Annotated in this window: 28 protein-coding genes and 1 tRNA gene; 15 read left to right on the top strand and 14 right to left on the bottom strand. The window is 69.0% G+C overall.

What is annotated here, in order from left to right; translation table 11 throughout:
* Nucleotides 1–45: 45 nt before the first annotated feature.
* From LTH93_RS07755 to LTH93_RS07745, 3 genes are read right to left on the bottom strand one after another with little or no spacing between them, the layout of a single operon-like run.
* Nucleotides 46–1,578 carry an FAD-dependent oxidoreductase gene (locus LTH93_RS07755; protein WP_241470590.1) on the bottom strand — a complete coding sequence of 511 codons (1,533 nt, stop codon included), beginning with the start codon at nucleotides 1,576–1,578 and terminating at the stop codon, nucleotides 46–48.
* The gene (locus LTH93_RS07750) at nucleotides 1,575–3,860 is read right to left on the bottom strand and encodes a molybdopterin oxidoreductase family protein (RefSeq protein ID WP_241470589.1); all 2,286 of its coding nucleotides are present in this window, start codon (nucleotides 3,858–3,860) and stop codon (nucleotides 1,575–1,577) included. The genes LTH93_RS07755 and LTH93_RS07750 overlap by 4 nt, the downstream gene beginning before the upstream one ends.
* Nucleotides 3,860–5,278 (bottom strand): MFS transporter, encoded by a 1,419-nt coding sequence (locus LTH93_RS07745; protein WP_241470588.1) that lies wholly within the window; start codon nucleotides 5,276–5,278, stop codon nucleotides 3,860–3,862. The genes LTH93_RS07750 and LTH93_RS07745 overlap by 1 nt, the downstream gene beginning before the upstream one ends.
* 205 nt (nucleotides 5,279–5,483) lie before the next feature.
* Here LTH93_RS07745 and LTH93_RS07740 point away from each other — a divergent pair, with 205 nt between their 5' ends.
* The 7 genes from LTH93_RS07740 (at nucleotide 5,484) to LTH93_RS07710 (ending at nucleotide 10,767) form a co-directional block, all read left to right on the top strand.
* Nucleotides 5,484–5,744 (top strand): hypothetical protein, encoded by a 261-nt coding sequence (locus LTH93_RS07740; RefSeq protein WP_241465418.1) that lies wholly within the window; start codon nucleotides 5,484–5,486, stop codon nucleotides 5,742–5,744.
* A complete protein-coding gene (locus tag LTH93_RS07735) occupies nucleotides 5,745–6,197 on the top strand; it encodes an FAS1-like dehydratase domain-containing protein (protein ID WP_241470587.1) in 453 nt (150 codons plus the stop codon). It begins immediately after the preceding gene.
* A complete protein-coding gene (locus tag LTH93_RS07730; RefSeq protein ID WP_241465416.1) occupies nucleotides 6,194–6,691 on the top strand; it encodes a MaoC/PaaZ C-terminal domain-containing protein in 498 nt (165 codons plus the stop codon). Before LTH93_RS07735 ends, LTH93_RS07730 begins: the two co-directional genes overlap by 4 nt.
* A gap of 188 nt (nucleotides 6,692–6,879) precedes the next feature.
* Complete coding sequence (locus LTH93_RS07725) at nucleotides 6,880–7,797, top strand: ABC transporter substrate-binding protein (protein WP_241470586.1); 918 nt, start codon at nucleotides 6,880–6,882, stop codon at nucleotides 7,795–7,797.
* A 5-nt stretch (nucleotides 7,798–7,802) separates the two neighbouring features.
* On the top strand, nucleotides 7,803–8,597 hold the full coding sequence (locus tag LTH93_RS07720; RefSeq protein ID WP_241465414.1) for an amino acid ABC transporter permease: 795 nt from the start codon (nucleotides 7,803–7,805) through the stop codon (nucleotides 8,595–8,597).
* A gap of 14 nt (nucleotides 8,598–8,611) precedes the next feature.
* Nucleotides 8,612–9,466 carry an amino acid ABC transporter ATP-binding protein gene (locus tag LTH93_RS07715; protein WP_241470585.1) on the top strand — a complete coding sequence of 285 codons (855 nt, stop codon included), beginning with the start codon at nucleotides 8,612–8,614 and terminating at the stop codon, nucleotides 9,464–9,466.
* Between the two features lie 122 nt (nucleotides 9,467–9,588).
* On the top strand, nucleotides 9,589–10,767 hold the full coding sequence (locus LTH93_RS07710) for a UDP-N-acetylmuramate dehydrogenase (protein ID WP_241470584.1): 1,179 nt from the start codon (nucleotides 9,589–9,591) through the stop codon (nucleotides 10,765–10,767).
* 76 nt (nucleotides 10,768–10,843) lie between these two features.
* Here the strand turns inward: LTH93_RS07710 and asd are convergent, their stop codons facing one another.
* From asd to LTH93_RS07670, 8 genes are all read right to left on the bottom strand, one after another.
* Complete coding sequence (asd, locus tag LTH93_RS07705) at nucleotides 10,844–12,052, bottom strand: aspartate-semialdehyde dehydrogenase (RefSeq protein WP_255727374.1); 1,209 nt, start codon at nucleotides 12,050–12,052, stop codon at nucleotides 10,844–10,846.
* Between the two features lie 37 nt (nucleotides 12,053–12,089).
* Nucleotides 12,090–12,386: an NF038396 family protein gene (locus tag LTH93_RS07700; protein WP_241465411.1), complete on the bottom strand. Its 297-nt coding sequence runs from the start codon at nucleotides 12,384–12,386 to the stop codon at nucleotides 12,090–12,092.
* On the bottom strand, nucleotides 12,383–13,009 hold the full coding sequence (locus tag LTH93_RS07695) for a dihydrofolate reductase (RefSeq protein WP_241470583.1): 627 nt from the start codon (nucleotides 13,007–13,009) through the stop codon (nucleotides 12,383–12,385). The genes LTH93_RS07700 and LTH93_RS07695 overlap by 4 nt, the downstream gene beginning before the upstream one ends.
* Nucleotides 13,006–13,827: a thymidylate synthase gene (locus LTH93_RS07690; protein ID WP_241470582.1), complete on the bottom strand. Its 822-nt coding sequence runs from the start codon at nucleotides 13,825–13,827 to the stop codon at nucleotides 13,006–13,008. The genes LTH93_RS07695 and LTH93_RS07690 overlap by 4 nt, the downstream gene beginning before the upstream one ends.
* A gap of 81 nt (nucleotides 13,828–13,908) precedes the next feature.
* Nucleotides 13,909–14,244, bottom strand: a complete 336-nt coding sequence (locus tag LTH93_RS07685) for a GNAT family N-acetyltransferase (RefSeq protein WP_241470581.1) — start codon at nucleotides 14,242–14,244, stop codon at nucleotides 13,909–13,911.
* 50 nt (nucleotides 14,245–14,294) lie between these two features.
* The gene (locus LTH93_RS07680) at nucleotides 14,295–15,341 is read right to left on the bottom strand and encodes an NUDIX hydrolase (RefSeq protein WP_370642718.1); all 1,047 of its coding nucleotides are present in this window, start codon (nucleotides 15,339–15,341) and stop codon (nucleotides 14,295–14,297) included.
* A 14-nt stretch (nucleotides 15,342–15,355) separates the two neighbouring features.
* Nucleotides 15,356–16,384: a mycothiol synthase gene (mshD, locus tag LTH93_RS07675; RefSeq protein WP_241470580.1), complete on the bottom strand. Its 1,029-nt coding sequence runs from the start codon at nucleotides 16,382–16,384 to the stop codon at nucleotides 15,356–15,358.
* Nucleotides 16,385–16,423: 39 nt separating this feature from the next.
* Entirely contained in the window at nucleotides 16,424–17,134 is a 711-nt protein-coding gene (locus LTH93_RS07670; protein ID WP_241470579.1) for a response regulator transcription factor, read from the bottom strand.
* A gap of 166 nt (nucleotides 17,135–17,300) precedes the next feature.
* On the opposite strand from LTH93_RS07670, the gene LTH93_RS07665 reads away from it, so the two are divergent.
* The 4 genes from LTH93_RS07665 (at nucleotide 17,301) to ygfZ (ending at nucleotide 20,239) form a co-directional block, all read left to right on the top strand.
* The gene (locus LTH93_RS07665; RefSeq protein ID WP_241465405.1) at nucleotides 17,301–18,146 is read left to right on the top strand and encodes a hypothetical protein; all 846 of its coding nucleotides are present in this window, start codon (nucleotides 17,301–17,303) and stop codon (nucleotides 18,144–18,146) included.
* 18 nt (nucleotides 18,147–18,164) lie between these two features.
* A complete protein-coding gene (locus LTH93_RS13260) occupies nucleotides 18,165–18,299 on the top strand; it encodes a hypothetical protein (RefSeq protein WP_255727372.1) in 135 nt (44 codons plus the stop codon).
* Between the two features lie 60 nt (nucleotides 18,300–18,359).
* The gene (locus LTH93_RS07660) at nucleotides 18,360–18,995 is read left to right on the top strand and encodes an FABP family protein (protein WP_241465404.1); all 636 of its coding nucleotides are present in this window, start codon (nucleotides 18,360–18,362) and stop codon (nucleotides 18,993–18,995) included.
* A gap of 80 nt (nucleotides 18,996–19,075) precedes the next feature.
* Complete coding sequence (ygfZ, locus tag LTH93_RS07655) at nucleotides 19,076–20,239, top strand: CAF17-like 4Fe-4S cluster assembly/insertion protein YgfZ (RefSeq protein WP_241470578.1); 1,164 nt, start codon at nucleotides 19,076–19,078, stop codon at nucleotides 20,237–20,239.
* Nucleotides 20,240–20,274: 35 nt separating this feature from the next.
* Here the strand turns inward: ygfZ and LTH93_RS07650 are convergent, their stop codons facing one another.
* The 3 genes from LTH93_RS07650 to LTH93_RS07640 all read right to left on the bottom strand — a co-directional run bounded on the left by LTH93_RS07650 (nucleotide 20,275) and on the right by LTH93_RS07640 (nucleotide 23,410).
* The gene (locus tag LTH93_RS07650; protein ID WP_241470577.1) at nucleotides 20,275–20,982 is read right to left on the bottom strand and encodes a GNAT family N-acetyltransferase; all 708 of its coding nucleotides are present in this window, start codon (nucleotides 20,980–20,982) and stop codon (nucleotides 20,275–20,277) included.
* A gap of 54 nt (nucleotides 20,983–21,036) precedes the next feature.
* Complete coding sequence (locus LTH93_RS07645; RefSeq protein WP_241465401.1) at nucleotides 21,037–22,068, bottom strand: 6-phosphofructokinase; 1,032 nt, start codon at nucleotides 22,066–22,068, stop codon at nucleotides 21,037–21,039.
* 127 nt (nucleotides 22,069–22,195) lie between these two features.
* Nucleotides 22,196–23,410: a pyridoxal phosphate-dependent aminotransferase gene (locus LTH93_RS07640; protein ID WP_241465400.1), complete on the bottom strand. Its 1,215-nt coding sequence runs from the start codon at nucleotides 23,408–23,410 to the stop codon at nucleotides 22,196–22,198.
* 174 nt (nucleotides 23,411–23,584) lie between these two features.
* Here LTH93_RS07640 and LTH93_RS07635 point away from each other — a divergent pair.
* The 4 genes from LTH93_RS07635 (at nucleotide 23,585) to rplK (ending at nucleotide 25,686) form a co-directional block, all read left to right on the top strand.
* Nucleotides 23,585–23,657 (top strand) — tRNA-Trp (locus tag LTH93_RS07635).
* 38 nt (nucleotides 23,658–23,695) lie between these two features.
* Nucleotides 23,696–24,007, top strand: coding sequence for a preprotein translocase subunit SecE (secE, locus tag LTH93_RS07630; protein ID WP_241465399.1), 312 nt, complete (start codon nucleotides 23,696–23,698; stop codon nucleotides 24,005–24,007).
* A gap of 105 nt (nucleotides 24,008–24,112) precedes the next feature.
* Nucleotides 24,113–25,018 carry a transcription termination/antitermination protein NusG gene (gene nusG / locus LTH93_RS07625; RefSeq protein ID WP_241470576.1) on the top strand — a complete coding sequence of 302 codons (906 nt, stop codon included), beginning with the start codon at nucleotides 24,113–24,115 and terminating at the stop codon, nucleotides 25,016–25,018.
* 236 nt (nucleotides 25,019–25,254) lie between these two features.
* The gene (gene rplK, locus LTH93_RS07620; RefSeq protein WP_241465397.1) at nucleotides 25,255–25,686 is read left to right on the top strand and encodes a 50S ribosomal protein L11; all 432 of its coding nucleotides are present in this window, start codon (nucleotides 25,255–25,257) and stop codon (nucleotides 25,684–25,686) included.
* Nucleotides 25,687–25,704 lie beyond the last annotated feature (18 nt).

The following is a 25,704-nucleotide window of genomic DNA, read 5'->3' as shown; positions in this document are numbered from 1 at the left end:
GTCCGACCTCGCACATTGCTCGACCTGGTTCTCCGCGCGCTCCGCTCAGGCGTGCACCGCCGTCGGGAGCTGCCTGGCCTCGGCGCTGAGCAGCTTCTCGATGCGCACATGACAGGTGCCGCAGCCGGTGCCGGCGCGGCAGGCCGCCCCGACCTCCGCCACGGTGGATGAGCAGGCGGCCGCGTCCTGCACCTGGGCGAGGGTGGTGCCGGCGCACCTGCACAGCACGTCCTGCGCGCCGAGCTGCGCCTCGCGGGTGGCGTGCTCGGCCGCCAGCAGCGCGGTGCGGTCGGTCACCGGGATGGTGCCTCGTCCGGCATGGATGGCCAGTTCAGCGGCCGAGCGCGGCATTCCGACCGCGACGAAGCCGAGCAGCCGGTCCTCATCCGAGACGATGCGCAGGTATTGACCGCCCTTCGGATCTGACCAGGTGGAGACGGTGGGCGAGTCGGGATCCCAGGGGTCCACATCGGTGGTTCCGGCGCAGGCGACGTTGAGCGTGTGGGACTTCAACAGGATCACGTCCAGGCCCTTGTGGGCCGTCAGGTGCACCGGGGCTCCGGCGGCATCGCGCTCGATGATCTGCTCCAGCCCGAGGTCCCCACGCAGGGCCTGTGCGACGGTCGCAGCGTGCTCCCACCCCGGCGCGATCAGTCCCGCGGAGACCTTCCCATCCACGGTGGCGCAGTCACCGATCGCGTAGATCAGTGGGTCGGTCACGCTGCGGCACGCCTGGTCGGTCAGCACTCCCCAGCGGGTGGGCAGTCCGGAGGCGGCGGCCAGCTGGTCCCGCGCGCGGACTCCGGTGCAGGTGACCAGCAACGAGCCGGGCAGCTTCTCGCCCAGAGAGGTGCGCACCCCAGACAGGCGGCCTGATTCAGCGATCACGGTGGTGATGTCCGCCGCCGCCCGCACCTGGACCCCGGCACGGATCAGCTCGCGGCGCAGCAGCATCCCGGCATCGGTGTCGATCTGCCGGTTCATCGGCACATTGCCTCGGTGCACCAGGGTCACCGGGGCCCCGACCTCGGCGATGGCCAGCGCCGCCTCCACGCCGAGCACGCCCCCACCGAGCACGATGACCGGTTCGCCGCGGTGCACGACCTCGGCCAGCCGCAGCGCATCACCCATCTCGCGCAGGGCGAGGATCCCCTCCGGCAGTCCGGGGGACTTCAGCTCCGCGTCGATGGCACCGCCGCGGCGAGACTCCACCTCGAAGCTGGGCGTCATCGGTTCCGCGCCGGTGGCCAGCACCAGCCGGTCGTAGGAGAGCGTGCCGCCGTCATCGAGCGTGACCCGCTGAGTCTCTCGGTCGATACCGGTGGCGGTCACCGCGGTGCGCACGTCGACGCCGGCCTCGCGAAGCGCGCGCGGGTCGGTCACGGCGAGGTCGGCGGGCTGGATGCGGCCCACCGAGACGTCCCCGATGCGGATGCGCTGGTAGGCCGGCTCGGTCTCGGCGCCGATCACGGTCAGCCGGAGCGTACCGATCGTGACCTCCTCGAGAAGCTCATCGATCAGCCGGGCGGCGACCGGACCGAAGCCGAGCACCAGCACGTGCGGGATCGGGTGAGTCATGCGGCTGCCTCCGTGGAAGTGGCGGGACGGATTCGGACCGGGGTGTTCTTGAATTCCGGCATCTTCGAATGCGGGTCGGTCAGGCCCCGGGTGAGCAGGTTGGCGGCGCTGCGGCCGGAGAAATGGAAGGGCGAGAAGAGGGTGTCCGCGCGGATCCCGGCGTCGAAGACGACCTTCGCGGTCAGCGCGCCCTGCGCGTTCTCCACAACCGCGAAGCCATCCTCGGCCAACCCGAACTGGCGCGCCGTGGCCGGGTGGATCTGCACCGTCACCTGCGGGTGCGCGGCGTCCAGGGCCGGCACCCGCCGGGTCTGGTTGCCCGACTGATAGTGCTCCATCAGCCGTCCGGTGGTGAAGGTGAGCTCCTCGGCGTGCGGTGCCGCCTGGGCGCGTGGCCGGATCGCGCGCAGCGTCGCCCGGCCATCGGCGTGGGCGAAGCGGGCGGTGAACATCCGCGGAGTCCCGATGATCGGCTCCCCGGTGCTGGTGCGCTCTGGCCCGGCCGCATTGCCAGCACCGGCCGCACTGCCAGCACCGGCGGCATGTGCACGCTCCGCGGCCGGCTCCGCGGCTGCCGGGTGCGGCCAGTAGCCGGCGTGTCCGGCGTCCAACAGCTCCCAGCTCATCGCGGAGTAGTCCGCAGTCGCCCCCGCGGTGGCCCGACGGATCTCCTCGAAGACCTCCGCCGGATCGGTGGAGAAGCCGGTGGGCACGCCGAGACGCCGGGCCAGCTCCGCGAAGATCCACAGCTCCGAGCGGCACCCCGACGGCGGCTCCAGGGCCCGACGACGGCGCAGCAGCCGCCCCTCCAGGCTGGTCATGGTGCCGTCCTCCTCGGCCCACTGCAGCACCGGAAGCACGACGTCGGCCTCGGCGGCCGTCTCGGAGAGGAAGAAGTCGGCCACCACGAGCAGGTCCAGGGCCCGCAGATTCTTAAGCACCCGGGAGGTGTCGGGCGCCGAGACGGCCACATTGGAGCCATGGACCAGCAGCGCACGGATCCCGTCCGGGCCCTGATCAGTCCGGGTGCCCATGGTGTGCAGCAGCTGCGTGGCCGGGACCCCGGGGCCTGGGATCGATTCCGGCGCCACGCCCCAGACCTCGGCGATGTGCGCCCGGTCGGTGGGGGAGCTGATCGAGCGCAGCCCCGGGAGCTGGTCCGACTTCTGCCCCATCTCCCGGCCGCCCTGCCCGTTGCCCTGTCCGGTCAGGGTGCCGTAGCCTCCACGGGCGCCGGGCAGCCCGAGGACCAGCGCCAGGCTGATCGCGGCCCGTGCGGTGTCGGTGCCGTCGCGGTGCTGCTCCACGCCGCGTCCGGTGAGGATGAAGACCGGATCGCCGCCGTCGCGGGCGCTCACGGCCGCGGATCCCAGCCGACGGGCGATGAGGCGGATCTGGTCCGCGCCGACTCCGGTGGCGGCCTGAGCCCGCTCGGGCCACCAGGCGGCCGCGGACCGGCGGAAGTCCTCGGTGCCGCTGACCCGGTCCGCCAGATAGCGCTGATCGGTGTAACCCTCCTCGAAGAGCACGTTGGCCAGGGCCAGCAGCAGCACCAGGTCCCCGCCGGAGGTCGGAGCCACATGGAACCCGGCGCCGTCGGCGGTGAGCTCGGCGGTGGAGCTGCGCCGCGGGTCCACCACGATCAGACCACCCTTGGATCGAGCACCCTCCAGGTGCTGCACGAAGGGTGGCATGGTGTCGGCCACGTTGGAGCCCAGCAGCAGGACGGTGCAGGCGGCATCGAGGTCCGTGAGCGGGAACGGAAGCCCGCGGTCCAGTCCGAAGACCTCTGTGGAGGCCTTCGCCGCCGAGGACATGCAGAACCTGCCGTTGTAGTCGATCTGCGAGGTTCCCAGCGCGACCCTGGCGAACTTCCCCAGCGCGTAGGTCTTCTCATTGGTCAGGCTGCCGGAGCCGAACACCCCGATCGCGTCTGGGCCGTGGGTGGCCTGGATGCTGCGCAGCCGCTCCGCGATATGGTCCAGCGCCTCCTCCCAGGAGGCCGCGCGGAAGCTGCGCTCGCCGTCGTCGTCGGTCTCGGCGATCAGGGGGGAGCGGAGCCGGTCGCTGCGTGGGCCGAGCAGCTCCGCGGCGGTGCTGCCCTTCCGGCACAGCCGCCCCCGGTTGGTCGGGAACCGGGCACCTTCCACCGTGATGCCCGGCGGGGTCTGCTCCGTCTCGGCGCTGCTCGGTCTCTCGGGGATCCGCAGCGTCATGGCGCATTGCAGCGCGCAGTACGGGCAGTGGGTGTTCACCTCGCGGGTGGTCTGGGGTGCCGGCATCAGACGTTGGCGCGGGCGAAGACGGTGCCGGGGCGCATGTAGACCAGCCAGGTGAGCCCGGCCAGGGCGACGTAGCCGGTGGCGAAGACCCAGAAGGCGATGTCGAAGGAGCCGGTGGACTCATTGGACACCCGCAGGATCTGCGGAATCGCAAAGCCGCCGTAGGCGCCGATCGCGCCGATCAGACCCAGCGCGGAGGAGGCCTTGCGCTCGTGTCCGACCCGGTCGGCAGGGTCCACCGAGAGCCTGAAGACCACCGGGATCATCCGGTAGCTGGACCCGTTCGCGACCCCGGTGAGGGTGAACAGGGCCAGGAACAGCAGCAGGTAGATCCAGAAGTTGGCCATCGAGAGCGTCAGCACGACGGCGGCGGTGACCCCGGCCATCGCCAGGAAGCTGGCGATGGTCACCCGGGCGCCGCCGATCCGGTCGGCGAGCCTGCCTCCGCAGGGCCGGGCCAGCGAGCCGACCAGGGGACCGAGGAAGGCCAGCGAGAGCGCCGCGCCGAAGACCTGGATGCTGGAGAACTCGGGGAACTGGATGTTGATCAGGGTCGGGAAGACCGAGCCGAAGCCCATGAAGGAGCCGAAGGTCCCGATGTAGATCAGCGAGATGATCCACAGGTGCTTCTCCTTCAGCGCCGAGAGCGAGCCTTTGAGGTCGTTCTTGGCGTGAGAGAGGTTGTGCATGTACTTCCGAGCGCCCCAGGCGGCGAGCAGGATGAACGGGATCCAGAACAGCCCGGCGGCCGGCAGGTTCGGCTGCAGCGCGCCGAAGGCGAACGCGGTCACCACGATCGGCACGGTGAACTGGGCGACGGCGACGCCGAGGTTGCCGCCGGCGGCGTTGACTCCCAGCGCCGCGCCCTTCTCCTTGGCCGGGTAGAAGTAGGTGATGTTGGCCATCGAGGAGGAGAAGTTGCCGCCGCCGAACCCAGCGGCCGCGGCGATGGCGAACAGCGCCCAGTTCGGCGTCTCCGGGTTGCCCAGGGTCAGCGCCATGGCGACGGTGGGGATCAGCAGCAGCAGCGCGGAGATGATGGTCCAGTTGCGTCCGCCGATCATCGCCACCATGAAGCTGTAGGGGACCCGCAGGGTCGCCCCGACCAGCGGAGGCAGCGACACCAGCCAGAACTGCTCGGAGGTGGTCAGGTCGAAGCCCACCAGGGGCAGGAATACGACCGTGACCGACCAGAGCTGCCATACGGCGAATCCGAGGAACTCGCAGAACACGCTCCAGATCAGGTTGCGCCGCGCGGTGGGGCGTCCCGGGCCATCCCAGAACTCGGAGTTCTCGGGCTGCCAGTTGGTGATCCAGCGGCCCTCCTCGACGACGAGCCGATCCGTCGGCGCGGCGACATCGGTCTCGGCGGCCGGACTTCTGCGTTGCGCCGCTGTGGCGGAGATCTGGGGGTTCATCGCGATGTCCTGCTTCCTGGCGTCTCGCGGGGCTGGGCCGCGCGGTGACCATTCAGGGTCCGGTGGTGAGGGCTCCACTGTGCCAAGGCCGTGTTTCCGCGAGGGGATCGTCGAGTTTCGGTCGCGATAAACCAGCCTCATAGTCCCCACCGGGTGGTGTGAGGTTTTTCGAGAGCGCCTCGCCGAGGCCTGTAAGCTGACCGCCGTGAGCACTCAGTCCTTTGACCCGTGGACCAGCGGGACGCGCGCCTACCGGGTCACCCTCGTCCTGGGCATGGCCTCCACCGCCGTCGGTGTGATCCTGGTGGTGCTGGCGACGCTGCTCGACGCCGCGGAGACGACCGACGCGCTGCGCAGCACGGGTCTGGTCTTCCTGGGCGTCGGCATCCTGAGTCACCTGATCGCCATCGGACTGCGCCGACGCCAGGCCGCTCAGATCCTCTCCCGTCGAGCGAAGGAAGACTGAATGATCAACCCAGACCGCCAGGGCCACCAGTACCCTCCCGCCGCGCCGTACCAGGTCAGCCGTGAGGCGATCCGTGAGTTCGCGCTCGCGGTGCAGGCCGAGCACCCCGCGCACCATGACCTCGACGCCGCCCAGGCGATGGGTCACCACGACCTGGTCGCGCCGCCGAGCTTCGCGGTGATCATCGCCCAGCGCGCCGAGGCTGCTGTGATCAACGACGACGAGGCCGGCATCGACTTCTCCCGCGTGGTCCACGCCGAGGAGCGCTTCACCCACCACAGCCCGATCCTCGCCGGAGACACGTTGAGCTCCCAGGTCACCCTGGAGCGGATCCGCACCATGGGCGCCGGCGCGATGGTCACCACCGTGGTGCAGATCAGCGCCGAGGACGGCGCCGCCCGGAGCACCGTGACCTCCACCCTGCTGGTCCGCAACGAGGAGGATGCCGCATGAGCACCCCAGTCTTCGAAGACCTCCAGAAGGGTCAGCAGATCGGCACCCGCGAGCTGAGCTTCTCCCGGGCGGACCTGATCCGCTACGCCGCCGCGTCGGGGGACCACAACCCGATCCACTGGAACGACCGCTTCGCCCGCGAGGTCGGCCTGGACGGGGTCATCGCCCACGGCATGCTCACCATGGGCTCCGCCGTGGACCTGGTCAGCGTCTGGGCGGGCGACCCGGGCGCCGTCGTCGACTATCAGTCCCGCTTCACCAAGCCGGTCCCGGTGCCCGACGCCGCGTCGGGCTCCCCGGAGACCGCCACCGCCCGGCTTCAGATCAGCGGGAAGATCGGCGCGGTGGATGCGCAGCAGCGCCGGGTCCGGGTGGACCTGAGCGTGGAGCTGCTCACCGAAGCTGCGACTGAGGCCGGACCGGATCAGCAGTCGCACCAGGAGCCCGTCCGCACCAAGGTGCTCGCGAAGTCCCAGGCCCTGGTGCAGTTCTAGGTCACGTTCAGTTCTGGATCACGTGCAGGTCCCGCTCACATGCATCCCAGGTCACGGCGCGACGGCCCTCGATGAAGACACGCCGTCAAGCTTCCGCCCGGCTGACATAGGGCTGAAACACAGCATCACCGTATAATCGCGGAAACCGTCTGACATCGGTTTCAGCTGATCAACCTAAGGATCCAAATATGCCCAAGCATAAGACCGCGGCCAAGGCCGTAGGCGCCTCCGCGCTGGCAGCGCTTCTGCTGACCGCCTGTGGCGACAGTGAAGAAGGTGGCGAGACCCTCGAGGCCGAGCCGCAGAACGAGATCACCGTGGACCTCGATCTCGGCGACGTCGAGCTGAACAACGAGGGCACCCTGCAGGTCTGCTCCGATGTTCCCTACCCGCCGTTCGAGTACTACGACGGCGAGGGCGATGTCGTCGGCTTCGACATCGACATCGCCGAGGTCATCGCCGACGCGCTGGACGCCGACCTGGAGGTCGTGCAGACCGGATTCGAGGGCATCCAGTCCGGTGTGGCACTGGACGCCGGCACCTGCGACCTGGCGATCTCCGGCATGACCATCACCGAGGCGCGAGCGGGCAACATGCTCTTCTCCGAGCCCTACCTCGACGACAACCTTGGCCTGCTCGCCGCCACCGAGGCTGAAGTCAGCTCGCTGGATGACCTTGAAGGCCTCACCGTGGGTGTGCAGACCGAGACCACCGGCGCTGACTACGCCCAGGAGCAGGGTTATGAGGTGCGCGAGTACAGCGACTCCGGCCTGCTGATCCAGGGCCTCGACTCAGGTCAGGTGGAGGCCGCAATCGGCAACATCTCCATCCTGGGCTACCAGGCCGGCGAATCAGACACGTCGGAGTTCATCGAGGAGATCGACACCGGTGAGCAGCTCGGAATTGCCGTGGCCACCGGCAACGATCAGCTGATCACTGCGGTCAACGAGGTCCTCGCCGAGCTGGACGCCTCCGGCGGTATGGAAGAGCTCGAGGACCGCTGGTTCCGCGAGGGCGACACTCCTGAAGAGGGTGACGCCGACGAGGAGGCTGCCGACGAGGAGCCCGCTGAGGACGCGGCCACCGAGGACGAGGGCGACGAATAACCCTCATGGCAATGACAACCCGTGACCGAGCGCGCCTGAGCCTCGGGATCCAGGCAGGGATATTCCTTGCAGTCGTGATCGTGCTGGCCATCCTCATCGACTGGACAGCGATCCGCAGCAGCTTCTTCGCCGTCGAGAGCATCGGACCGATGTTCCCGGAGATCATCACCGTGGGACTGGTCAACACCGTGCAGTACACGGTGGTGGGCTTCGTCTTCGGTCTGCTCGGCGGAACGCTGCTGGCGCTGATGCGGATGTCCTCGTTCCCGATCTACCGGTGGCTGGCCACCGCGTACATCGAGTTCTTCCGAGGCATCCCTGCGATCCTGGTGTTCATCGCGCTCGGTTTCGGTGCGTCGCTGGCCTTCGGGTGGAACCTCTCCACCCTGCAGATCGCCGGTTCAGCGTTGGCCATCGTGGCCAGCGCCTACATCGCAGAGACCCTCCGGGCAGGCCTTCAGGCCGTGCCCAAGGGCCAGCTGGAGGCCGCCCGCGCGCTGGGCATGCCCGCCTGGCGCGCCATGGTCACCATCCAGATCCCGCAGGCCTTCAGGATCGTGCTGCCCCCGCTGACCAATGAGGCGATCCTGCTCACCAAGGACTCCTCGCTGATCTTCGTGGTCGGCATGGCCGGCGGCGCCGCCGAGCTGACCAAGATGGGTCGCGACGGAATCAACATCTACCAGGCGGGGCTGACCCCGCTGGTGGTCGCCGGATTCTGCTACCTGCTGCTCACCGTGCCGCTGTCGCTGCTGGCTCGCCGCATGGAGCACCGCACCCCCCGGACGGGGAAGAAGTAGAGATGGACGCGAATATGAGCCAGAGCCAGAGCCAGGGCCAGAGTCAGAGTCAGGCCGAGACGTCGGGGTCCACGGCCCCGGACACCGCCTCAGCCAAGGGCGTGCCCGGCGCGCGCAGCACTTCCGCCGCCGGGGTGACCATCACCGGTCTGCACAAGTCCTTCGGGGACAACGAGGTGCTCAAGGGCATAGACATGAGCGTGGCTCCGGGTGAGGTCGTCTGTCTGATCGGAGCATCCGGCTCCGGCAAGTCCACGCTGCTGCGCTGCGTGAACCGGCTGGAGACCCCCAATGCGGGGACGATCACCGTCGGTGAGCACGAGGCGACCCATGCGGACGTCAATCTCGACGCCATGCGCCGGCAGATCGGCATGGTCTTCCAGCAGTTCAACCTCTTCCCCCATCTGAGCGTGCTGGAGAACTGCACCATCACCCCGCGGCGGGTGCTGGGCCAGTCCAAGGCCGAGGCAGAGACCGAGGCGCTGGCACAGCTGGACGCCGTCGGGCTCCAGCACCTCTCCGAGCGCCGCCCCGACCAGCTCTCGGGCGGTCAGCAGCAGCGGGTGGCCATCGCCAGGGCGCTGACCATGAAGCCGCAGCTGATGCTCTTCGACGAGCCCACCTCCGCGCTGGACCCTGAGACCGTCGGCGACGTGCTCGCCAGCATGCGCAAGCTCGCCCAGGCCGGCATGACCATGCTCGTGGTGACCCACGAGATGGGCTTCGCCCGCGAGGTCGCAGACCGGGTCGTCTTCATGGACCAGGGTCTCGTGGTCGAGGAGGGCCCGGCGACCGCAGTCATCGGGGATCCTCAGCAGCCGCGCACCCGGGACTTCCTGCGCCGGGTGCTGAACCCTCTCGGCGAGTAGCCGAGAGGGAGACGCCCGGGCGCCTGCTCCGGGCGACCCGCGGGGGCCTATCTCGGGAAGGTGATCCACGGCGCACAGGGCGCAGATGCCCATTTCAGCGACGCCGGGTAGGCTTCTCGTCTGTGACCAGTGTTGATACCTCCCCCCTCGCGTGGCCCCGTCGTTTCAGGGATCACACCACTGCCCGCGTCGGCGGCCCCGCCGGTCGATGGATCCGGGCAGACACCCAGGAGCAGGCGCTGGAGGTGCTTCGGCAGCACCCGCTGCCAGAGCACGCAGCCCGCGAGCGCGGCGAGGACACCCTCATCGTCCTGGGCGGCGGATCGAACCTGCTGGTGACCGAGGACGGGTTCCCCGGCACCGTGCTGCAGCTGGCGTTCCAGGGGATCAGCACCGAGTTCCACGGCGACCGGGATGTGCTGCTCACCGTCGCCGCAGGACACAACTGGGACGACGTCGTCCGATTCAGCGTGGCACGCGGCCTCACCGGGCTGGAGGCGCTGTCCGGGATCCCCGGCGCCACCGGTGCGGTGCCGGTGCAGAACGTGGGCGCCTACGGCGCTGATGTGGCCCACACCCTCAAAGACATCCAGGCCTGGGACCGGGCACGCGGCGAGCTGGTGCGCTTCACCAACGCCGAGCTGCAGTTCGGCTACCGCGACTCGGTGCTGAAGCAGACCACCGTGCATGGCTCACCCCGCTACGTGGTGCTGCAGGTCCGGTTCATGCTGCAGAACCGCCCCGATGGGCTCTCGGCCCCGGTGCGCTACGGCGAGCTGGCCCGGACCCTCGGCCTTGACGCCGAGAGCGCAGACCACGAGCGCCGCGCCCCGCTGAAAGAGGTCCGCAGCACGGTGCTGCGACTGCGCGAGGGCAAAGGCATGGTGCTGCGCGAGGGCGACCATGACACCTGGTCCACCGGGTCCTTCTTCACCAACCCGATCGTTCCGCGCGAGGTCGCCGCGGCGCTTCCGAACGGGGCGCCGCAGTTCTCCGCCGGAGTCGACGAAGCGGGCGCCCCGCTGGTGAAGCTCTCAGCCGCCTGGCTGATCGACAACGCCGGCTGCGGCAAGGGGTTCGGCCTGCCCGACGGGCCGGCGGCCGGGCGCGGGGCGCAGGGGACCGGCATCGCCGGGGGCCGCGCAGCGCTCTCCACCAAGCACACGCTGGCGGTCACCAATCGAGGCTCCGCGACCACCGATGACCTGCTCGCGGTCGCCCGCGCCGCCCGTGACCAGGTCAGCACGGCCTTCGGCATCACGATGCACGAAGAGCCGGTGCTGATCGGACACGCGCTCTAGCAGCAGACCTCAGGTCTGCCGAGCCGGGCGCTGAAGCTCTGCAGAGGCGGCCTCAGACGCTCCGCGACGGAAGGGCTCAGAGCTTGCCGACCGCGATCAGCAGCATCCGGCGCAGCGGCTCCGCCGCGCCCCAGAGCAGCTGGTCGCCCACCGTGAACGCGGAGATGTACTCCGGGCCCATCTCGAGCTTGCGGATCCGCCCCACCGGGATGTCCAGCGAGCCGGTGGCGGCCACCGGGGTCAGCTGCGCCACGGTGGCTTCCTTCTCGTTCGGGACGAAGCTGGACCATTCGGTGCCCGAGGCCACGATCGCTTCGATCTCGGCCAGCGGAAGGTCCTCGCGCAGCTTCAGCGTCAGCGCCTGGGAGTGTGAGCGCAGCGCGCCCACCCGGACGCAGAGCGAGTCGAATGGCACTGCCGCGCCGCGGGAGGTGACCCCGGGGGCCAGATTGTCGCCGCGGCCCAGGATCTTGTTCGTCTCCACCCCGGCCTTCCACTCCTCCTTGGCCACGCCGTTGCCCAGATCGGCGTCGATCCAGGGGATCAGCGAACCGGCCAGCGGGACGCCGAACTGGGTGGCGTCGAGGTCGTTGCGCTGGGCGTGGAGCACCGCGCGGTCGATGTCCAGGATGGCGGCCGCGGGGTCGCTGAGCTCCTCGGCGACGGCGGAGTGCAGCGTGCCGAACTGGTTCAGCAGCTCGCGCATGTGCTTCGCGCCGCCGCCGGAGGCCGCCTGGTAGGTCATGGCGGTGCCCCATTCGACCAGGTCGTTGGTGAAGAGCCCGCCCAGGCCCATCAGCATGTTCGAGACCGTGCAGTTGCCGCCGATGAACTCCTTCACGCCAGCGGCAAGCCCGGCGTCGATGACGTCGCGGTTGATCGGGTCCAGCGCGATGATCGAGGTCTCGGCCATGCGCAGGGTGGAGGCGGCGTCGATCCAGATCCCGTCCCAGCCGGCCTGGCGCAGCCTGGGGTAGACCTCGGAGGTGTAGTCGCCGCCCTGGGCGGTGACGATGATCGGCAGCTTCACCAGCGTGTCCAGATCGAAGGCGTCCTGCAGGGTGGTCTCCTCGGGCGTGACGCCCGCGAAGCTCGGTGCCTGGCCTCCGGCGTTGGAGGTGGAGAAGAAGACCGGGTTGATGTGGGCGAAGTCCCCCTCCTCGAGCATGCGCGTGATCAGCACCGAGCCGACCATGCCGCGCCAGCCGATCAGACCCACCGAGGGGGTCTCACCTGGCACGGCGGAGAGGGCAGGGGACACGGAGGAGTTCACTGCAGAAGTCATGCCTCCAGGGTAGCGGAGTCGGCTCAGCGCGTCAGGGTCACTTCTCGACGCCGGGGGCTTCCTCGGACTTCCTGGCTTCTTTGATCTCCTGCAGCAGACGACGGCGCGACAGATGAGCCCACAGCCCGCCGGCCACCCAGAGCTGCGCGACGAACAGGAAGACCAGGCCCGGGATGATCCGGTCATTGAGCACCAGGACGAAGCCCAGGGTCACGGTGAACAGGGCCAGGAACGGCAGGATGAGGTAGCCGCCGAGGCCCAGCATCATCAGATTGGTGGAGCTGGCCTGGGAGGCTTTGTGCGCGTTCGGGGCGGGTGGGGAGGTCTCGGTCATCTCGGGCTTCCGTCGGGTGCGGGTGTGTCGTGGCAGGTGGACGAGGCCCCGGAGGTGGTCGTGTGCCGCTCAGCGGGGCCGCCGCGGCGTCGGTGGGTCTCGATGTGGTATCTCAGCCCGTCGGCGCCCTGGTGCGTTCCTGCGGCAGGCTCGCGCTGGGTCAGCTCCCATTCCGGAGTCAGGGTCGGGGCCGAGGTGTCACCGGAGACCTCGCTCTGGATCACGGTGATGACCGCGAGGTCCGCGATTCGTCGGTCCACGGTCTCGGCGTAGACCCGGCCGCCGCCGATGATCCAGATCTTCTCGGCTCTCGAGGCCGAGGCGATCTCAAGTCCTTCGTCGAGACTGGCCACGGGGTGCCCGCCCAGCGCGCGGATCTGTTCTGCGGCGCGCTGATCGGCGGTGATCACGATGTTCTGCCGGCCCGGGAGCGGGCGGTACTTGGCCGGGAAGGATTCCCAGGTGCGGCGACCCATGACCACCGGGGCGCCGCGGGTGGTGGCCTTGAAGTGCGCCAGGTCCTCGGGCAGGTGCCAGGGCATGGTCCCGGCGTCGCCGATGACCCCGGTGTGGGTCTGCGCCCAGATCATGCCGATATCGGCCGCGATGGAGCGGATGCTCATACAGCGACGGCGGCCTTGATGGCGGGGTGGTGCTGGTAGTCGCGCACCTCGAAGTCCTCGAACTCGTAGTCGAAGATCGAGTCCGGGGTGCGGGTGATCGCCAGGGTGGGTGCGGGGTAGGGGGCGCGGGAGAGCTGTTCACGCACCTGCGCCACGTGGTTGTCATAGATGTGGCAGTCCCCACCGGTCCAGATGAACTCACCGGGGGCAAGCCCTACCTGCTGGGCGACCATCCTCGTGAGCAGCGCGTAGGAGGCGATGTTGAAGGGCACTCCGAGGAACATGTCGGCGCTGCGCTGATACAGCTGGCAGGAGAGCCGACCGTCGGCCACATAGAACTGGAACATGATGTGGCAGGGCGGCAGCGCCATCTCATCGATCTGTGCCGGGTTCCAGGCGCTCACCACGTGGCGTCGGGAATCAGGGTTCGTCTTCAGCGAGGTGATGAGCTGCTCGATCTGATCGATGTCCTCACCCGAGGGGCTGGGCCAGGAGCGCCACTGCACGCCATAGATCGGGCCGAGCTCGCCGTCCTCGCCTGCCCATTCGTTCCAGATCCGCACGCCGCGCTCCTGCAGCCAGCGCGCATTGGAATCTCCGCGCAGGAACCAGAGCAGCTCCAGCGCCACGGACTTGAAGTGCACTCGTTTGGTGGTGATCAGAGGGAAGGACTCCGCGAGATCGAACCGGATCTGGCGCCCGAAGACACTTCTGGTGCCGGTTCCGGTGCGGTCAGACTTGGCGGTGCCGACGTTCAGCACGTCTGCGAGCAGGTCCTCGTACGGGGTGGGGATCGTCGAGTTCACGCACCACAGCATACCTGCGGGGCCTGAGCGTCGGAGCGGGCCGAGCTGTCAGCGGGTTCGGGCCGTTCGGCGGCTGGACCCGCGTGCCGCAGTTCAGGAGAACGTGGCCTGCAGGGTGCGGTATTCGGGGTAGCGGTGCAGGTAGGCATCCACGTAGGTGCACTCGGAGGCGAAGAGCCTGCCCTCGGCCTGGAGCTGGTCCAGCAGCAGGGTGACCAGGCAGCGGGCGTAGCCCTGCCTGCCGTGCTGGGGGTGGACGATGGTGTGCTGCAGGAGGGTGACCTCCTGGCCGCGGAGCGTCTCGGGGGTGAATCCGATGAACCCGATGAAGGTGCGGCGTCCGTTGATCGTGTCCCAGAGCTCGGCCCGGCCTCGGTCCTCGTCGATGTTGAGCTCGGCGGTCGGGTGAACGTTCTTCGGCGCACTCATGCAATGAGACTACCGTCACGGCCCGACATTGTCAGGAGTCCCGCCAGCGGTCAGTCCTCGAACGGCTCGTAGACCTCGATCGAGACGATCTCTCCACCGCGGTCCATGGCCTGCTGCGCCACCAGAACCGCGCCGGGGCGCAGATAGGGGTCCTCATCCGGGATGGCCCGCAGCAGGTCCGGGTCCTGCAGCCAGCTGCCCATGGTGTCCAGGATCAGCGGAAGGACCGGACGGTGGCTGCAGATCAGCGTCGGCAGCAGCAGCTCCAGGCAGCGGCGGACCCGGGTCCGGGTCCTTTCCGGGTGGGCCTCGGCGCGCTTCTCGGTGAGCGATTTCCGGTACGTGGCGCGGTTTCGATGGGCCTTGACGTAGGGCGCGATGGTCTCAGCGCAGCGTTGCCAGGGGCTGGACTCCAGATGTCGCGGGCGCCAACAGACCAGCAGCCGCTCCACCGCCCGGGCCTGACGCTTGCCGGTGGCCGCCAGCGGGCGCTCCGACTCGGCGCGGGACCAGGAGGAGCGCGGCTTGGCCTTGGCATGGCGCAGAACGATGAAGGGCAGGGTATGCAGCCGCTGGTCGTCGTGGAGGCGGGCAAGCTCGTCCAGCGGCAGCACGTCACCGCGGTTGGTCAGCATCTCCCGGGCTCGGTCCACGCTGACCCAGGCGGTCTCGTCCACCTCATCGCCGTCGGGGATCGGAGAGCCCTCAGCGACCTGGGCGGCCCAGTACCAGACGGCCTTGTCCTTGCCGCCGTTGCCGTTGCCGTTGCCGTTTCCACTGCCGTTCTTGGCTCCGCGCGACTTGCCCACGGAATAACGGGTGATCGGCAGCGGCATTCCGAGCCTGACCTTGAGCCCGATCTCCTCACGGACCTCGCGGACCGCGCACTCCGGGAGGGTCTCACCCTCATCGAGCTTCCCCTTGGGGAAGGACCAGTCGTCATAGCGGGGCCGGTGGATCACCAGGACCTCGAGCTCGCCGCGGCGGAGCCGCCAGCACAGTGCGCCGGCGGCGAGTATCTCGGCGTCGAGCCCGTCATCGGAGACCGTGACAGTTCTGCGGCGGGGGACCTTGCTCATGGTCTCGGAGGAGCTCACGAGAGACCAAGATATCAGGCTGGTTCGGCGGCGGGCTCCACGGTCGGGGCGTACATGGTGTCGGCGTCCCATTTGGTGAATCCGAGCTTCTTGTACAGCTCCACCGCGGCGGTGTTGTCGGCGTCCACGTAGAGCATGATGGCGGCCAGGCCCGCTCGGTGCAGATGTTCGATCCCGGCCAGGGTGAGGCTGCGGCCGAGCCCACGGCCGCGGGCGCCGGGCACGACGCCGACCACGTAGACCTCGCCGAGCTCGGCGCCCTGGACCTTGGTCCAGTGGAACCCGACGAGCTCCTCGCCCTCCCAGGCCAGCAGGAATCCCTCCGGGTCGAACCAGTCCTCGGCCATCCGGGCATGCAGATCCTCCAGGGTGAGCCGGCCCTGCTCGGGGTGATCTGCGAAGGCGGCCGCATTCGCAGTCAGCCAGGCCTGATCGTCCTCACCGGGGCGGAAGCTGCGCACGGTGATGGTCTCTGGCAGCTCGGGGGAGGGTGCCTCATCGAGGTCGGTGAGTCGCATCCGCCAGAGCTCTCGGACGGGGGTCCAGCCGAAGCGCCGGGCGAGCCGGGCGGCGGCGTCGTGCTCGCCGTGGGCCCAGGCCCGCTGCACCCGACCGGCCGCGGGCGAGAGCACGTCTGCGGTGAGCGCCTCCACCAGCGCTGTGCCGATCCCGCGCTGCCGGCAGTCTGGACGGACCACCATCTCCAGCACGTCGGGGACTCCCTCCGCGCCCTCGACGACGACGCCGGCCCCGGCGAGCAGCCGCGAGTCGGGCTGGGCATCGGTCCAGGCGTAGGCGATGCGCAGCGGACTGCGGTTCGCTTCCTGGGAGGCGGCAGTCTCAGCGGACGCGGCCTCGCGCCGGTCGGCGGCGCGGTGCAGCTCTACGAGCGTCTGTTCCGAGAACGGCGGGTTGGCGTCGGCCTCGGTGGAGACGGCGGCCAGCTCGAGCAGCGCGTGGTGCAGGTCGGCATCGGGTGCGCCGTCGCTGAGCTCGACCACGGCCGGCTCGGTACCTTCTGGGGTGACATCGCCTGGGTTCATGGGCTCACTGTAGCGGAGCCGAACCCTCAGGTCATCGGCTCAGGCGGCGTCCGCGCCGGCGACGCGCCGGTCATCGTCGGCGGGGCCGGCGGTGTCTGAACCGCCGATCACCAGTCGGTAGCCGACATTGCGCACCGTGCCGATCAGTGACTCGTGGTCGGGCCCGAGCTTGGCGCGCAGGCGTCGGATGTGGACGTCGACGGTGCGGGTGCCGCCGAAGTAGTCGTAGCCCCAGACATCGTGGAGCAGCCGGTCGCGGGTGAAGACCTGACCCGGGTGCAGAGCCAGGTGCTTGAGCAGCTCGAACTCTTTATAGGTGAGGTTCAGCAGGCGGCCGTTGATCGTGGCCATATAGGTCGTCTCATCGATGGTGATCCCGCCGGCGCGGATCTCTCCGACCGGGGTCTCCTCCGCGGTCTCCACCGCCGCGAGCCTGATCCGGGCATCGATCTCGCCCGGGCCGGCCTCGTCGAGGATGAAGTCATCGGCCTGCCAGGACTCGTTCAGCGTGGCCAGGCCCGCCTCGGTGACGATCACCAGCACCGGGGAGAGCATCGAGGACTTCACCAGCTGGCACAGGGAGCGGGCGTGGGCAAGCTTGGTGCGCGCATCGATCAGCGTCACATCCACATTGGGAGCCCGCACGATGGAGGAGGCCTCGGCGGGGAACGTGCGGATCCGGTGGGTGAGAAGCCCCAGTGGCGGCAGTGCGTCGTCGGGGGTGTCTGAGAGCAGCAGAACCTGGGCCATGCATGACTCCTTCCCCTCGGGCCATCATCTTCACCGGGTCCCGCAGGGTCGTCAACGGTGATTGCGGTCTTCAACGCCGGTGATTGCACAATGTGGAAACGCGATTCAGCGATCCGGGGTTGAGTATATGCGACGTGCGAAGCGCGGACCTCTAGGATGGCCTGTTGTGAAGTACATCCCAGTGGCAGCCTCCGCCCTGCTTGCAGCCACAGCGCTCGCCCTGGCCTCCTGGGCCGGGACCATCGCTATGACCCTGGTGGTCTGTGGGCTCTCGATCCTCATCGCGCTGGGGTGGCCCCAGCTGATGGGAGTCTCGGCCCGACGCTCGCTCTCCGCCGTCATCGCCTGCGCCGGAGTCGTCGCGGCCCTCGGCGCCGGCATCGTGGGGACCGCCGGTGACCTCTTCTTCTGGTCCTCCGTGGCACTGGCCTTCGGCGTCATGAGCGTCTTCCTGATCCAGGTCCTGCGCGGCACCGGAAGGCCGCACCGGCTGGAGTCCACCATCGGAGCCTGCGCCGGGGTGCTGATCGCCACCACCGGAGCCGGCTGGGTGGCCGGTCTGCGCTACCCGGTGGAGCTGGCAGGAGCAAACGGGGGAGACGACGCCGGAGGGATCCTCGCCGTGCGCGGTCTGCTGCCGGTGGAGGACACCACCCTGCTGGCCGTCACCGGAGCGTCCGGGGAGCTTGCCGTGGTGACGCTGGCCGCGGGTGCGCTGATCATCGCGACCCTGCTCGCCGCGATTCCGCTGCCCAATGCGTGGGCCATGCTCCTGGTGGTCCTGGGAAGCGTCGGGGCCGCCATCGGGATGACCTTGGCCTGGGGTGAGCTGACCCTGCTCTTCGCCGGGACGCTCGGGCTGGTGGCCGGACTGCTGCTCGCCTCCTTCCGCCGCTTCCTCCTCGCACAGGGTCCGCCACAGGGGATTCTCTCCGGAATTGCGGTCGGCGCAGCCCCGATCGCGGCCATGGGCGCGCTGACCTACTTCACGGAGCGTCTTCTGCTGGTGTGAAGTTGTACACTTTCACCCATGAACCTCGCATTGCAGAACGTCTCACTGCTCGCACTGGAGATCTTCTTCATCGGGCTGCTGGTCCTGGTGACGCTGATGATCGCCGGCATCTCCTGGACCGTCATCTCCCGGTTGTACAAGGGTCAGCGCTGATCCGCCTGCACCGCACCGAGACACAGCCCAGTGTCGACCGCGCGCTGAGGAGCTGAGCCGATGGCCCCGATGGAGCTTCCCACCGACCTGACCCCGGAGCTGGCCCCGCTCTACTGGCTGCTCGGCAGCTGGCGCGGTCAAGGCCGCCTGGGCTCGGGAGAGCAGGACGATCCGATCTTCACCCAGGACGTCACATTCCGTGACACCGGCCTGGAGTTCGTCGAGTACCGCGCCGAGACCTGGCTCGCCGATGAGGCGGGTGCACGGCTGCGTCCGCTCTCGGTGGAGACCGGCTTCTGGTCGCTGGACCGGGCCCGCACCGACGCCGATGTCGGCCCCGGCCTGGACCCGGCGGACGTGGTGCCCGCGTACAAGAGCGCGGCCGAGGTCGACCAGCTCGCGGAGCAGGACGGATCCTTCGCGATCACCGCCACCATCACCCATCCGGGCAGCATCTCGGAGCTCTACTACGGCAAGATCAAGGGCCCGCAGCTGCACCTGGCCACCGACGCGGTGATGCGCGGGGAGCACGCTGCGGAATATCCGGGTGCCTCGCGGATGTTCGGACTGGTGAACAGCCAGCTGTTCTGGCGCTGGGATCTTCGCGCCGCCGATGGGGAGATGGTTCCCCACGCCTCCGCGATCCTCGACCGCACGGCTTCCGCCGACGAGGTCAGCGCCAAGCGCACCGCCTGAGCCTCGCTCTCGCCTGCCCCTGGCAGGTGCCCCGCGCCGTGCGCCCTGCGCGCTCGCCGCAACGAACAAGGAGTCCGCCCGTGGATGAGAACTCGAAGTCACCCCTGCTGAACCGCGCCGGCGCCGTCGCTGACGGCGGTGACGACGCCGCGGTGGCCGCACACTACGGCGACCCCACCCGGGAGCAGCGCGCACTGGCCCGTGGCGCCGCCGTCGTCGATCTCTCCCAGCGCAGCGTGGTCACGGTCTCCGGGCCCGACCGGCTGACCTGGCTGACCACGCTGTCCTCCCAGGAGATCGCCGGACTCAAGCCGGGGGAGCCCACCGAGCTGCTGCTGCTGGACATCTCCGGGCGCATCGAACACGATGCGGCGGTGGTCGACGACGGTGAGACCGTCTGGCTGATCACCGAGAACTCACACGGCGGGGTGCTGGCCCAGTGGCTCGACTCGATGAAGTTCATGCTCCGGGTGGAGATCGCCGACCGCACCGCCGACTACGCGGTGCTCGGCTCCACCGCACCGCTGCCCGCCTCAGCCTCCGGTGAGGTCGTCATCGGCTGGGCGGACCCGTGGCCGAAGCTCGGTCCCGGCGCGGCCAGCTACGCCCAGGTCGCCGAGGCGGACCACCCTGGCGCGGACTGGTCCTGGCGGCTGCACGTGGTGCCGCGGACCTCGTTGGAAGCCACGATCGACGGTCTCGAACAGGCCGGATGGATCCTCGCCGGCACCATGGCGGCCGAGGCGCTGCGCGTCGCCGCCTGGCGACCCCGTCTGGCCCGCGAGGTCGATGCGAAGACGATCCCGCACGAGCTGGACCTGATCCGCACCGCCGTGCATCTGAGCAAGGGCTGCTACAAGGGTCAGGAGACCGTGGCACGGGTTCACAACCTCGGCCATCCACCGCGCCGCCTGGTGTTCCTGCATCTCGACGGCAGCGAGCACACGCTTCCGGCGATCGGTTCAGACATCCTGGCCGCCGCCCCAGAGGCCTCCCCGGCCGAGCTGGCCGGGGAGCGCCCGGTGGGGAAGGTCACCTCGGTGGCGCGGCACCACGAGATGGGCCCGATCGCGCTGGCGCTGGTCAAGCGCAAGGTGGACCCGGCGCTGCAGCTGGTGGTGCGCGACGGCGACGCAGATTCTGCGACCTTCTACGCGGCGGCCCAGGAGGTCATCGTCCGTCCCGACGCCGGACAGGCCGTGGGGCGTCCCAAGGGAGACTTCCTGCGCGGACAGCGCCGCTGAGCAGGTCGCCCAGCAGGTCTCGCTGAGCTGGAGGCTCAGTCGAAGACCACGGTGGTCTGTGAGCCGGCGGGGCTGAACCCCAGCGCCGCGGCGATGCGCAGCGAGCCGACGGACTCGGTGCGGGCCCGCCACTGCGGGACGAGTCCCTCGCTGAATGCCTCCTCCGCCGCCACCGCGGCCAGCTGCAGCCCGACCCCGGCACGGCGCTGATCGGGCACCGTGAGGACCCCCAGCTGGCCCAGCATCCCGGCCCAGAGCTCCCGCCCGGCGGCGCCGAGCGCCGTGCCGGTGCCCTCATCCACCAGCGCTGCGCTCCAGGGCGCCGCGGCGATCCCTGAGGCCTGCACGTCATCGGCCGGTGAGGCGGCGAGCACTGCGCGCACATGTTCCGGATCGAAGGAGATCGCCCCGCGCTGCGCGGCGCCCAGGGCGGCCGGCTCCTCGGCGTAGAGCAGGTTCGCCGCACCCAGGCTGCGCGCACCCGGGGCGTGCCGACGCGAGAGCTCCAGGAGCCGGCGTTCATCGGCGAGCTCGGTGTCGTCGCGCCGGCGGGCATGGCGCAGCACCTCGGCGGGTCCGCTGAGAACGGTGTGATCGAAGAGTCGCAGGAAGGCCACCGCGGAGCCGTCTGCGGTGATGACCTCGTGATGGGATCCCGCGCCGAGCAGCTCCTCATCGCCGAGGCCGATCATCCGTGCCCACGCCAGCGCGATGATGCTGCGCGTATGGTCCGCCAGGCTCACGGGAGGAGGCTCAGCAGGGAGGGTGCGTCCTGCGCCGCGGTCCGGGGCAACGGTTCAGCGGCCGAAGAGGATCTGGGCCTCGTTGTAGCGCTCGGGGGGCACGGTCTTGAGCCCGTCCAGCGCCTCGGCGAGATCGACCTGGAGAATCTCGGTGCCGCGCAGCGCCGCCATGTGGCCCCAGGCCTGTTCGTGCACGAGGTCCAGGGCGCGGATGCCGAAGCGGGTGGCGAGCACCCGGTCATAGCCGGTGGGGTTTCCGCCGCGCTGGATGTGGCCCAGGGTGGTGTTGCGCGACTCGATGCCGGTCTTGGACTCGATCTGCCGAGTCACCCAGTCCCCGATGCCGCCCAGCCGCGGGCGACCGTCGGACTCTTCGCCCTTGCCTGCCAGCGCCTCCTCGGCGTCTTCGGGGATGAACCCCTCGGCGACGACCACCAGCGGGGAGCGTCCGCGGGAGTGGACCTGCTCGACCCATTCACAGACCTGGTCCATGGAGACCTTGTGCTCCGGGATCAGGATGGCGTGGGCTCCGGCGGCCATGCCGGAGTGCAGCGCGATCCAGCCGACGTTGCGGCCCATGACCTCGGCGACCATGCAGCGGTGGTGGGACTCCCCGGTGGTGCGCAGCCGATCCATCGCATCGGTGGCGATGGAGACCGCCGTGTCGAAGCCGAAGGTGTAGTCGGTGGCCTTGAGGTCGTTGTCGATGGTCTTCGGCACCCCGACCACCGGGATCCCGTCATCGGCCAGGCGCTTGGCCCCGGCCAGGGTGCCCTCGCCGCCGATGGCGATGACGGCGTCGACGTCGTGGCGCTTGAGCTGCTTGGCCATGTTCTCCGGTCCGCCGCCCGGGTGGTTGTACGGGTGGGTCCGCGAGGTGCCGAGGATCGTGCCGCCCTGACGGGAGAGACCGCGCACGGACTGCCGGGGCAGGTCGATGTAGTCGCCCTCGATGAGGCCGCGCCAGCCGCCCTTGAAGCCGACGAACTCGTCGCCGTAGCTCTTGATGCCGTGGAGCACGGCGGAGCGGATGACGGCGTTCAGGCCGGGGCAGTCGCCGCCGGAGGTGAGCAGTCCGATGCGCATGATGATTCAGCTCGTCCCTTCATGGATTCCAGGAAAAATCTCAGGCCTGACTTCCTCGGCAGGTTGCTGCGCCCAGTCTATGGGGTCCCGCCCGACGGGAGGCATCAGCCGGGCGGGGCTGCGCTCATCAGCCGAGCAGGTCCTGGAGCCGACGCAGCCCTTTGGCCAGGTCTTCATCGCCCAGCGCGTAGGACAGGCGCAGGAATCCGCTGGGACCGAAGGCCTCACCCGGGACGACGGCGACCTTGGCCTCCTCCAGGATCAGCTCGGCCAGCTCCGCGGAGGTCTGCGGCGTGCGACCGGCGATCTCACGGCCCAGCGCCTCGCGGACATCGACATAGGCGTAGAAGGCGCCTTCCGGGGTGGGGCAGGAGAACCCGGTGATCTCATTGAGCCCGCTGACGATGGCACGGCGTCGTCGGTCGAAGGCGGTCTTCATCTCGTTGACCGCATCCAGCGGACCTTCGACGGCGGCCAGCGCGGCCATCTGTGAGACGTTGGCGACGTTGCTGGTGGCATGGGACTGCAGGTTCGCCGCGGCCTTGATGACGTCGGTCGGACCCACCATCCAGCCCACGCGCCACCCGGTCATCGCGTAGGTCTTGGCGACTCCGTTGAGGATCACCACCTGATCGGCCAGCTCCTCGACGGCGGCGATGGAGGTGAACTCGGCGTCGTCGTAGGTGAGGTGCTCGTAGATCTCGTCGGTGACCACCCACAGGCCCTTCTCCGCCGCCCAGCGGCCGATCTCGCGGACCTCCTCGGCGGAGTACACCGCGCCGGTGGGGTTGGAGGGGGAGACGAAGACCAGCACCTTGGTGGCCTCGGTCAGGGTCTGCTCCAGCTGCTCCATCGTGACCTTATAGCCCTGCTCCGGCCCGGCGAAGACGTCCACGGGCACGCCTCCGGCCAGCTTGATGGCCTCGGGGTAGGTGGTCCAGAAGGGAGCAGGGAGGATGACCTCATCGCCGGGGTCCAGCAGGGTGGCGAAGGTGTTGTACACGGCCTGCTTGCCGCCGTTGGTGATCAGCACGTTCGCCGGCGCCAGCGCCTCGCCCTCGATCCGGTACCCGGAGTCCCGGGTGGTCTTCTCCGCCACCGCGGCGCGCAGCTCGGGCAGCCCGGCGGCGGGGGAATAGCGGTGGAAGCGGGGGTTCAGGGCCGCTTCGCGCGCCGCTTCCACGATGTAGTCCGGGGTGGGGAAGTCCGGCTCGCCCGCACCGAAACCGATGACATCCTCACCGGCTGCCTTCAGCGCCTTGGCCTTCGCGTCCACGGCAAGGGTGGCGGACTCGGCGATGGAGCCGATACGGTCGGAGATGCGTGAGTTCGGAGCAGTCATGTCTGAGGGATCCTTTCGGGATTCATGGACTGGTTCAAGCCTACCGGTTTGTCCTGCACCGGGCCGAGGGCGTAGAGTGATCTACCGGTGTCTCAGGCGCCTCCGATCCATCGTGCCCCGAAACCGGTGCTCCGGTTCTCGATGCGGTAGCGTGGCGGAGGGTCGGTTACCCCTAGGGCAGTGGCGCAATTGGTAGCGCAACGGTCTCCAAAACCGTAGGTTGCAGGTTCGAGTCCTGTCTGCCCTGCTAGGCACCCGCCTTAACCGTGAACAGATGGAGTCTTCGTGTCCCAGTCGCCTTCGACGCCAGATCAGGGCTCCACGCCTGCCGGCGGCGATCCGAAGGGCCCGTTCGGGAAGCTGTGGCTGTTCCTCCGCCAGGTCATTGACGAGCTCCGCAAGGTGGTCGTTCCGACCCGGCGGGAGCTGACCAACTACACGCTGGTCGTGCTGGTCTTCGTCATCATCGTGATCGGGATCGTCACCGGCTTCGACGCGGTCTTCAGCCGGGGCGCTGAGGCGCTCTTCGGCTCAACGGGAGGCGTCGAGCAGCCCATCGAGCCGCCCGCCGGAGCCGATGGCGGCGCCGAGGACTGAACTGGGCCCGCCAGATGACCATGACGTGATGCCGCAGCCAGGGCATCCACCACGTGAACGAGAGCTCGCCGTGTGGCGGTGAGCACCACGGAAAGCAGGAGAACAGTGTCTGAACAGGATCTTTCGCAGCAGACCGAAGAGGTCGACGCCGCCCAGGATGCCGCTGCCGAGTCAGCAGCGGGCACCGAAGCGGCCGAGGACACCTCAGCCGCTGTCGAGACGGACGCGCAGACCGAAGCCGAGATCGGCGAGGACGCCGAGGGTGCTGACGCCGCGCCCGCCGAGGCTGAGACCGACTCCGACGCCCAGCCCGAGGATGCGGCTGAGGGCGAGGGTGACGAGCCGGTCGCGACCGAGACCGACGCGGAGGTGCCCGAGGAGGAGAAGTCCTACGAGGAGCGCGCCGCCGCACTGAAGTCCACGCTGCGCCGCCAGCTCGGTGACTGGTACGTGGTGCACACCTACGCGGGCTACGAGAAGCGCGTGAAGTCCAACCTGGAGACCCGTATCCAGACCCAGGACATGGAGGACCACATCTTCGAGATCGAGGTCCCCATGGAAGAGGTCGTGGAGATCAAGGGCACCCAGCGCAAGGTCGTGAGCCGGGTGCGCATCCCGGGCTACGTGATCGTCCGCATGGAGCTCACCGACGCCTCCTGGGGCGTCGTCCGCCACACCCCCGGAGTCACCGGATTCGTGGGCAATGCCCACGACCCGCACCCGCTGAGCTCCGACGAGGTCTTCGACATGCTCTCGGACCACCTCCTCGGCAAGCCCGATGCACCCAAGCACGGCGCCGGTGAAGACGGCTCCGCCGCGGCAGCCTCGGACATCAAGGTGGACTTCGAGATCGGCGAATCGGTCACCGTCACCGATGGCCCCTTCGCCACCCTGCCGGCTTCCATCTCAGAGATCCACGCAGACTCGCGTCAGCTCGTGGTCCTCGTCTCGATCTTCGAGCGTGAGACCCCGGTGACGCTGAACTTCAACCAGGTCGAAAAGATCTACTGAGGTTCACTCACGTGGCTGGGCCGACGACGTCGTCGGCCCAGGTCGGGTGAGAACCAAAGACTTTCGATGTCGCAGGTGGCTTTGACCGGCGACGTCGAACCGGTCATCACGCCATGATGGCCACCCCCCTGCGTCACGCTCCTGTGGCACAGGGACACCAGGTGAGGGTTGAAGCCCTCGCGCCGCCCAAGCGGCGTGAGAGCCTGAATCCACCACGCAAGCAAAGGACGCTGAACATGGCCCCGAAGAAGAGAGTCTCCGGCCTGATCAAGCTGCAGATCAAGGCAGGCGCCGCTAACCCGGCTCCGCCGATCGGTCCTGCACTCGGTCAGCACGGTGTCAACATCATGGAGTTCTGCAAGGCTTACAACGCCGCGACTGAGGCTCAGCGCGGCAATGTGATCCCTGTGGAGATCACGGTCTACGAAGACCGCTCCTTCACCTTCGTCACCAAGACCCCGCCAGCCGCCGAGCTGATCAAGAAGGCCGCAGGCGTGGCCAAGGGCTCAGGCGTGCCGCACACCGACAAGGTCGGCAAGCTGAGCCGGTCGCAGGTCGAAGAGATCGCCCAGACCAAGATGGAGGACCTCAACGCGAACGACCTCGCCGCGGCCTCCAAGATCGTCGCCGGAACTGCCCGCTCCATGGGCATCACGGTCGAAGGCTGAACCGGGCTCACGCCCAAC

This window comes from Nesterenkonia sp. DZ6 (genome assembly GCF_022565835.1).
In the GTDB taxonomy this organism is placed as follows: Bacteria; Actinomycetota; Actinomycetes; order Actinomycetales; family Micrococcaceae; genus Nesterenkonia.
The sequence above is the reverse complement of the archived record's forward strand: the minus strand, read 5'-3'. Positions and strand labels throughout refer to the sequence as shown.

Bases quoted from the DNA above. Each gene is read 5' to 3' on its own strand.
- LTH93_RS07755 (WP_241470590.1), bottom strand. From the start codon at position 1,578: ATGACTCACCCGATCCCGCACGTGCTGGTGCTCGGCTTCGGTCCGGTC.
- LTH93_RS07750 (WP_241470589.1), bottom strand. From the start codon at position 3,860: ATGCCGGCACCCCAGACCACCCGCGAGGTGAACACCCACTGCCCGTAC.
- LTH93_RS07745 (WP_241470588.1), bottom strand. From the start codon at position 5,278: ATGAACCCCCAGATCTCCGCCACAGCGGCGCAACGCAGAAGTCCGGCC.
- LTH93_RS07735 (WP_241470587.1), top strand. From the start codon at position 5,745: ATGATCAACCCAGACCGCCAGGGCCACCAGTACCCTCCCGCCGCGCCG.
- LTH93_RS07730 (WP_241465416.1), top strand. From the start codon at position 6,194: ATGAGCACCCCAGTCTTCGAAGACCTCCAGAAGGGTCAGCAGATCGGC.
- LTH93_RS07725 (WP_241470586.1), top strand. From the start codon at position 6,880: ATGCCCAAGCATAAGACCGCGGCCAAGGCCGTAGGCGCCTCCGCGCTG.
- LTH93_RS07720 (WP_241465414.1), top strand. From the start codon at position 7,803: ATGGCAATGACAACCCGTGACCGAGCGCGCCTGAGCCTCGGGATCCAG.
- LTH93_RS07715 (WP_241470585.1), top strand. From the start codon at position 8,612: ATGAGCCAGAGCCAGAGCCAGGGCCAGAGTCAGAGTCAGGCCGAGACG.
- asd (WP_255727374.1), bottom strand. From the start codon at position 12,052: ATGACTTCTGCAGTGAACTCCTCCGTGTCCCCTGCCCTCTCCGCCGTG.
- LTH93_RS07700 (WP_241465411.1), bottom strand. From the start codon at position 12,386: ATGACCGAGACCTCCCCACCCGCCCCGAACGCGCACAAAGCCTCCCAG.
- LTH93_RS07695 (WP_241470583.1), bottom strand. From the start codon at position 13,009: ATGAGCATCCGCTCCATCGCGGCCGATATCGGCATGATCTGGGCGCAG.
- LTH93_RS07690 (WP_241470582.1), bottom strand. From the start codon at position 13,827: ATGCTGTGGTGCGTGAACTCGACGATCCCCACCCCGTACGAGGACCTG.
- LTH93_RS07685 (WP_241470581.1), bottom strand. From the start codon at position 14,244: ATGAGTGCGCCGAAGAACGTTCACCCGACCGCCGAGCTCAACATCGAC.
- mshD (WP_241470580.1), bottom strand. From the start codon at position 16,384: ATGAACCCAGGCGATGTCACCCCAGAAGGTACCGAGCCGGCCGTGGTC.
- LTH93_RS07670 (WP_241470579.1), bottom strand. From the start codon at position 17,134: ATGGCCCAGGTTCTGCTGCTCTCAGACACCCCCGACGACGCACTGCCG.
- LTH93_RS13260 (WP_255727372.1), top strand. From the start codon at position 18,165: ATGAACCTCGCATTGCAGAACGTCTCACTGCTCGCACTGGAGATCTTC.
- LTH93_RS07660 (WP_241465404.1), top strand. From the start codon at position 18,360: ATGGCCCCGATGGAGCTTCCCACCGACCTGACCCCGGAGCTGGCCCCG.
- LTH93_RS07645 (WP_241465401.1), bottom strand. From the start codon at position 22,068: ATGCGCATCGGACTGCTCACCTCCGGCGGCGACTGCCCCGGCCTGAAC.
- LTH93_RS07640 (WP_241465400.1), bottom strand. From the start codon at position 23,410: ATGACTGCTCCGAACTCACGCATCTCCGACCGTATCGGCTCCATCGCC.
- rplK (WP_241465397.1), top strand. From the start codon at position 25,255: ATGGCCCCGAAGAAGAGAGTCTCCGGCCTGATCAAGCTGCAGATCAAG.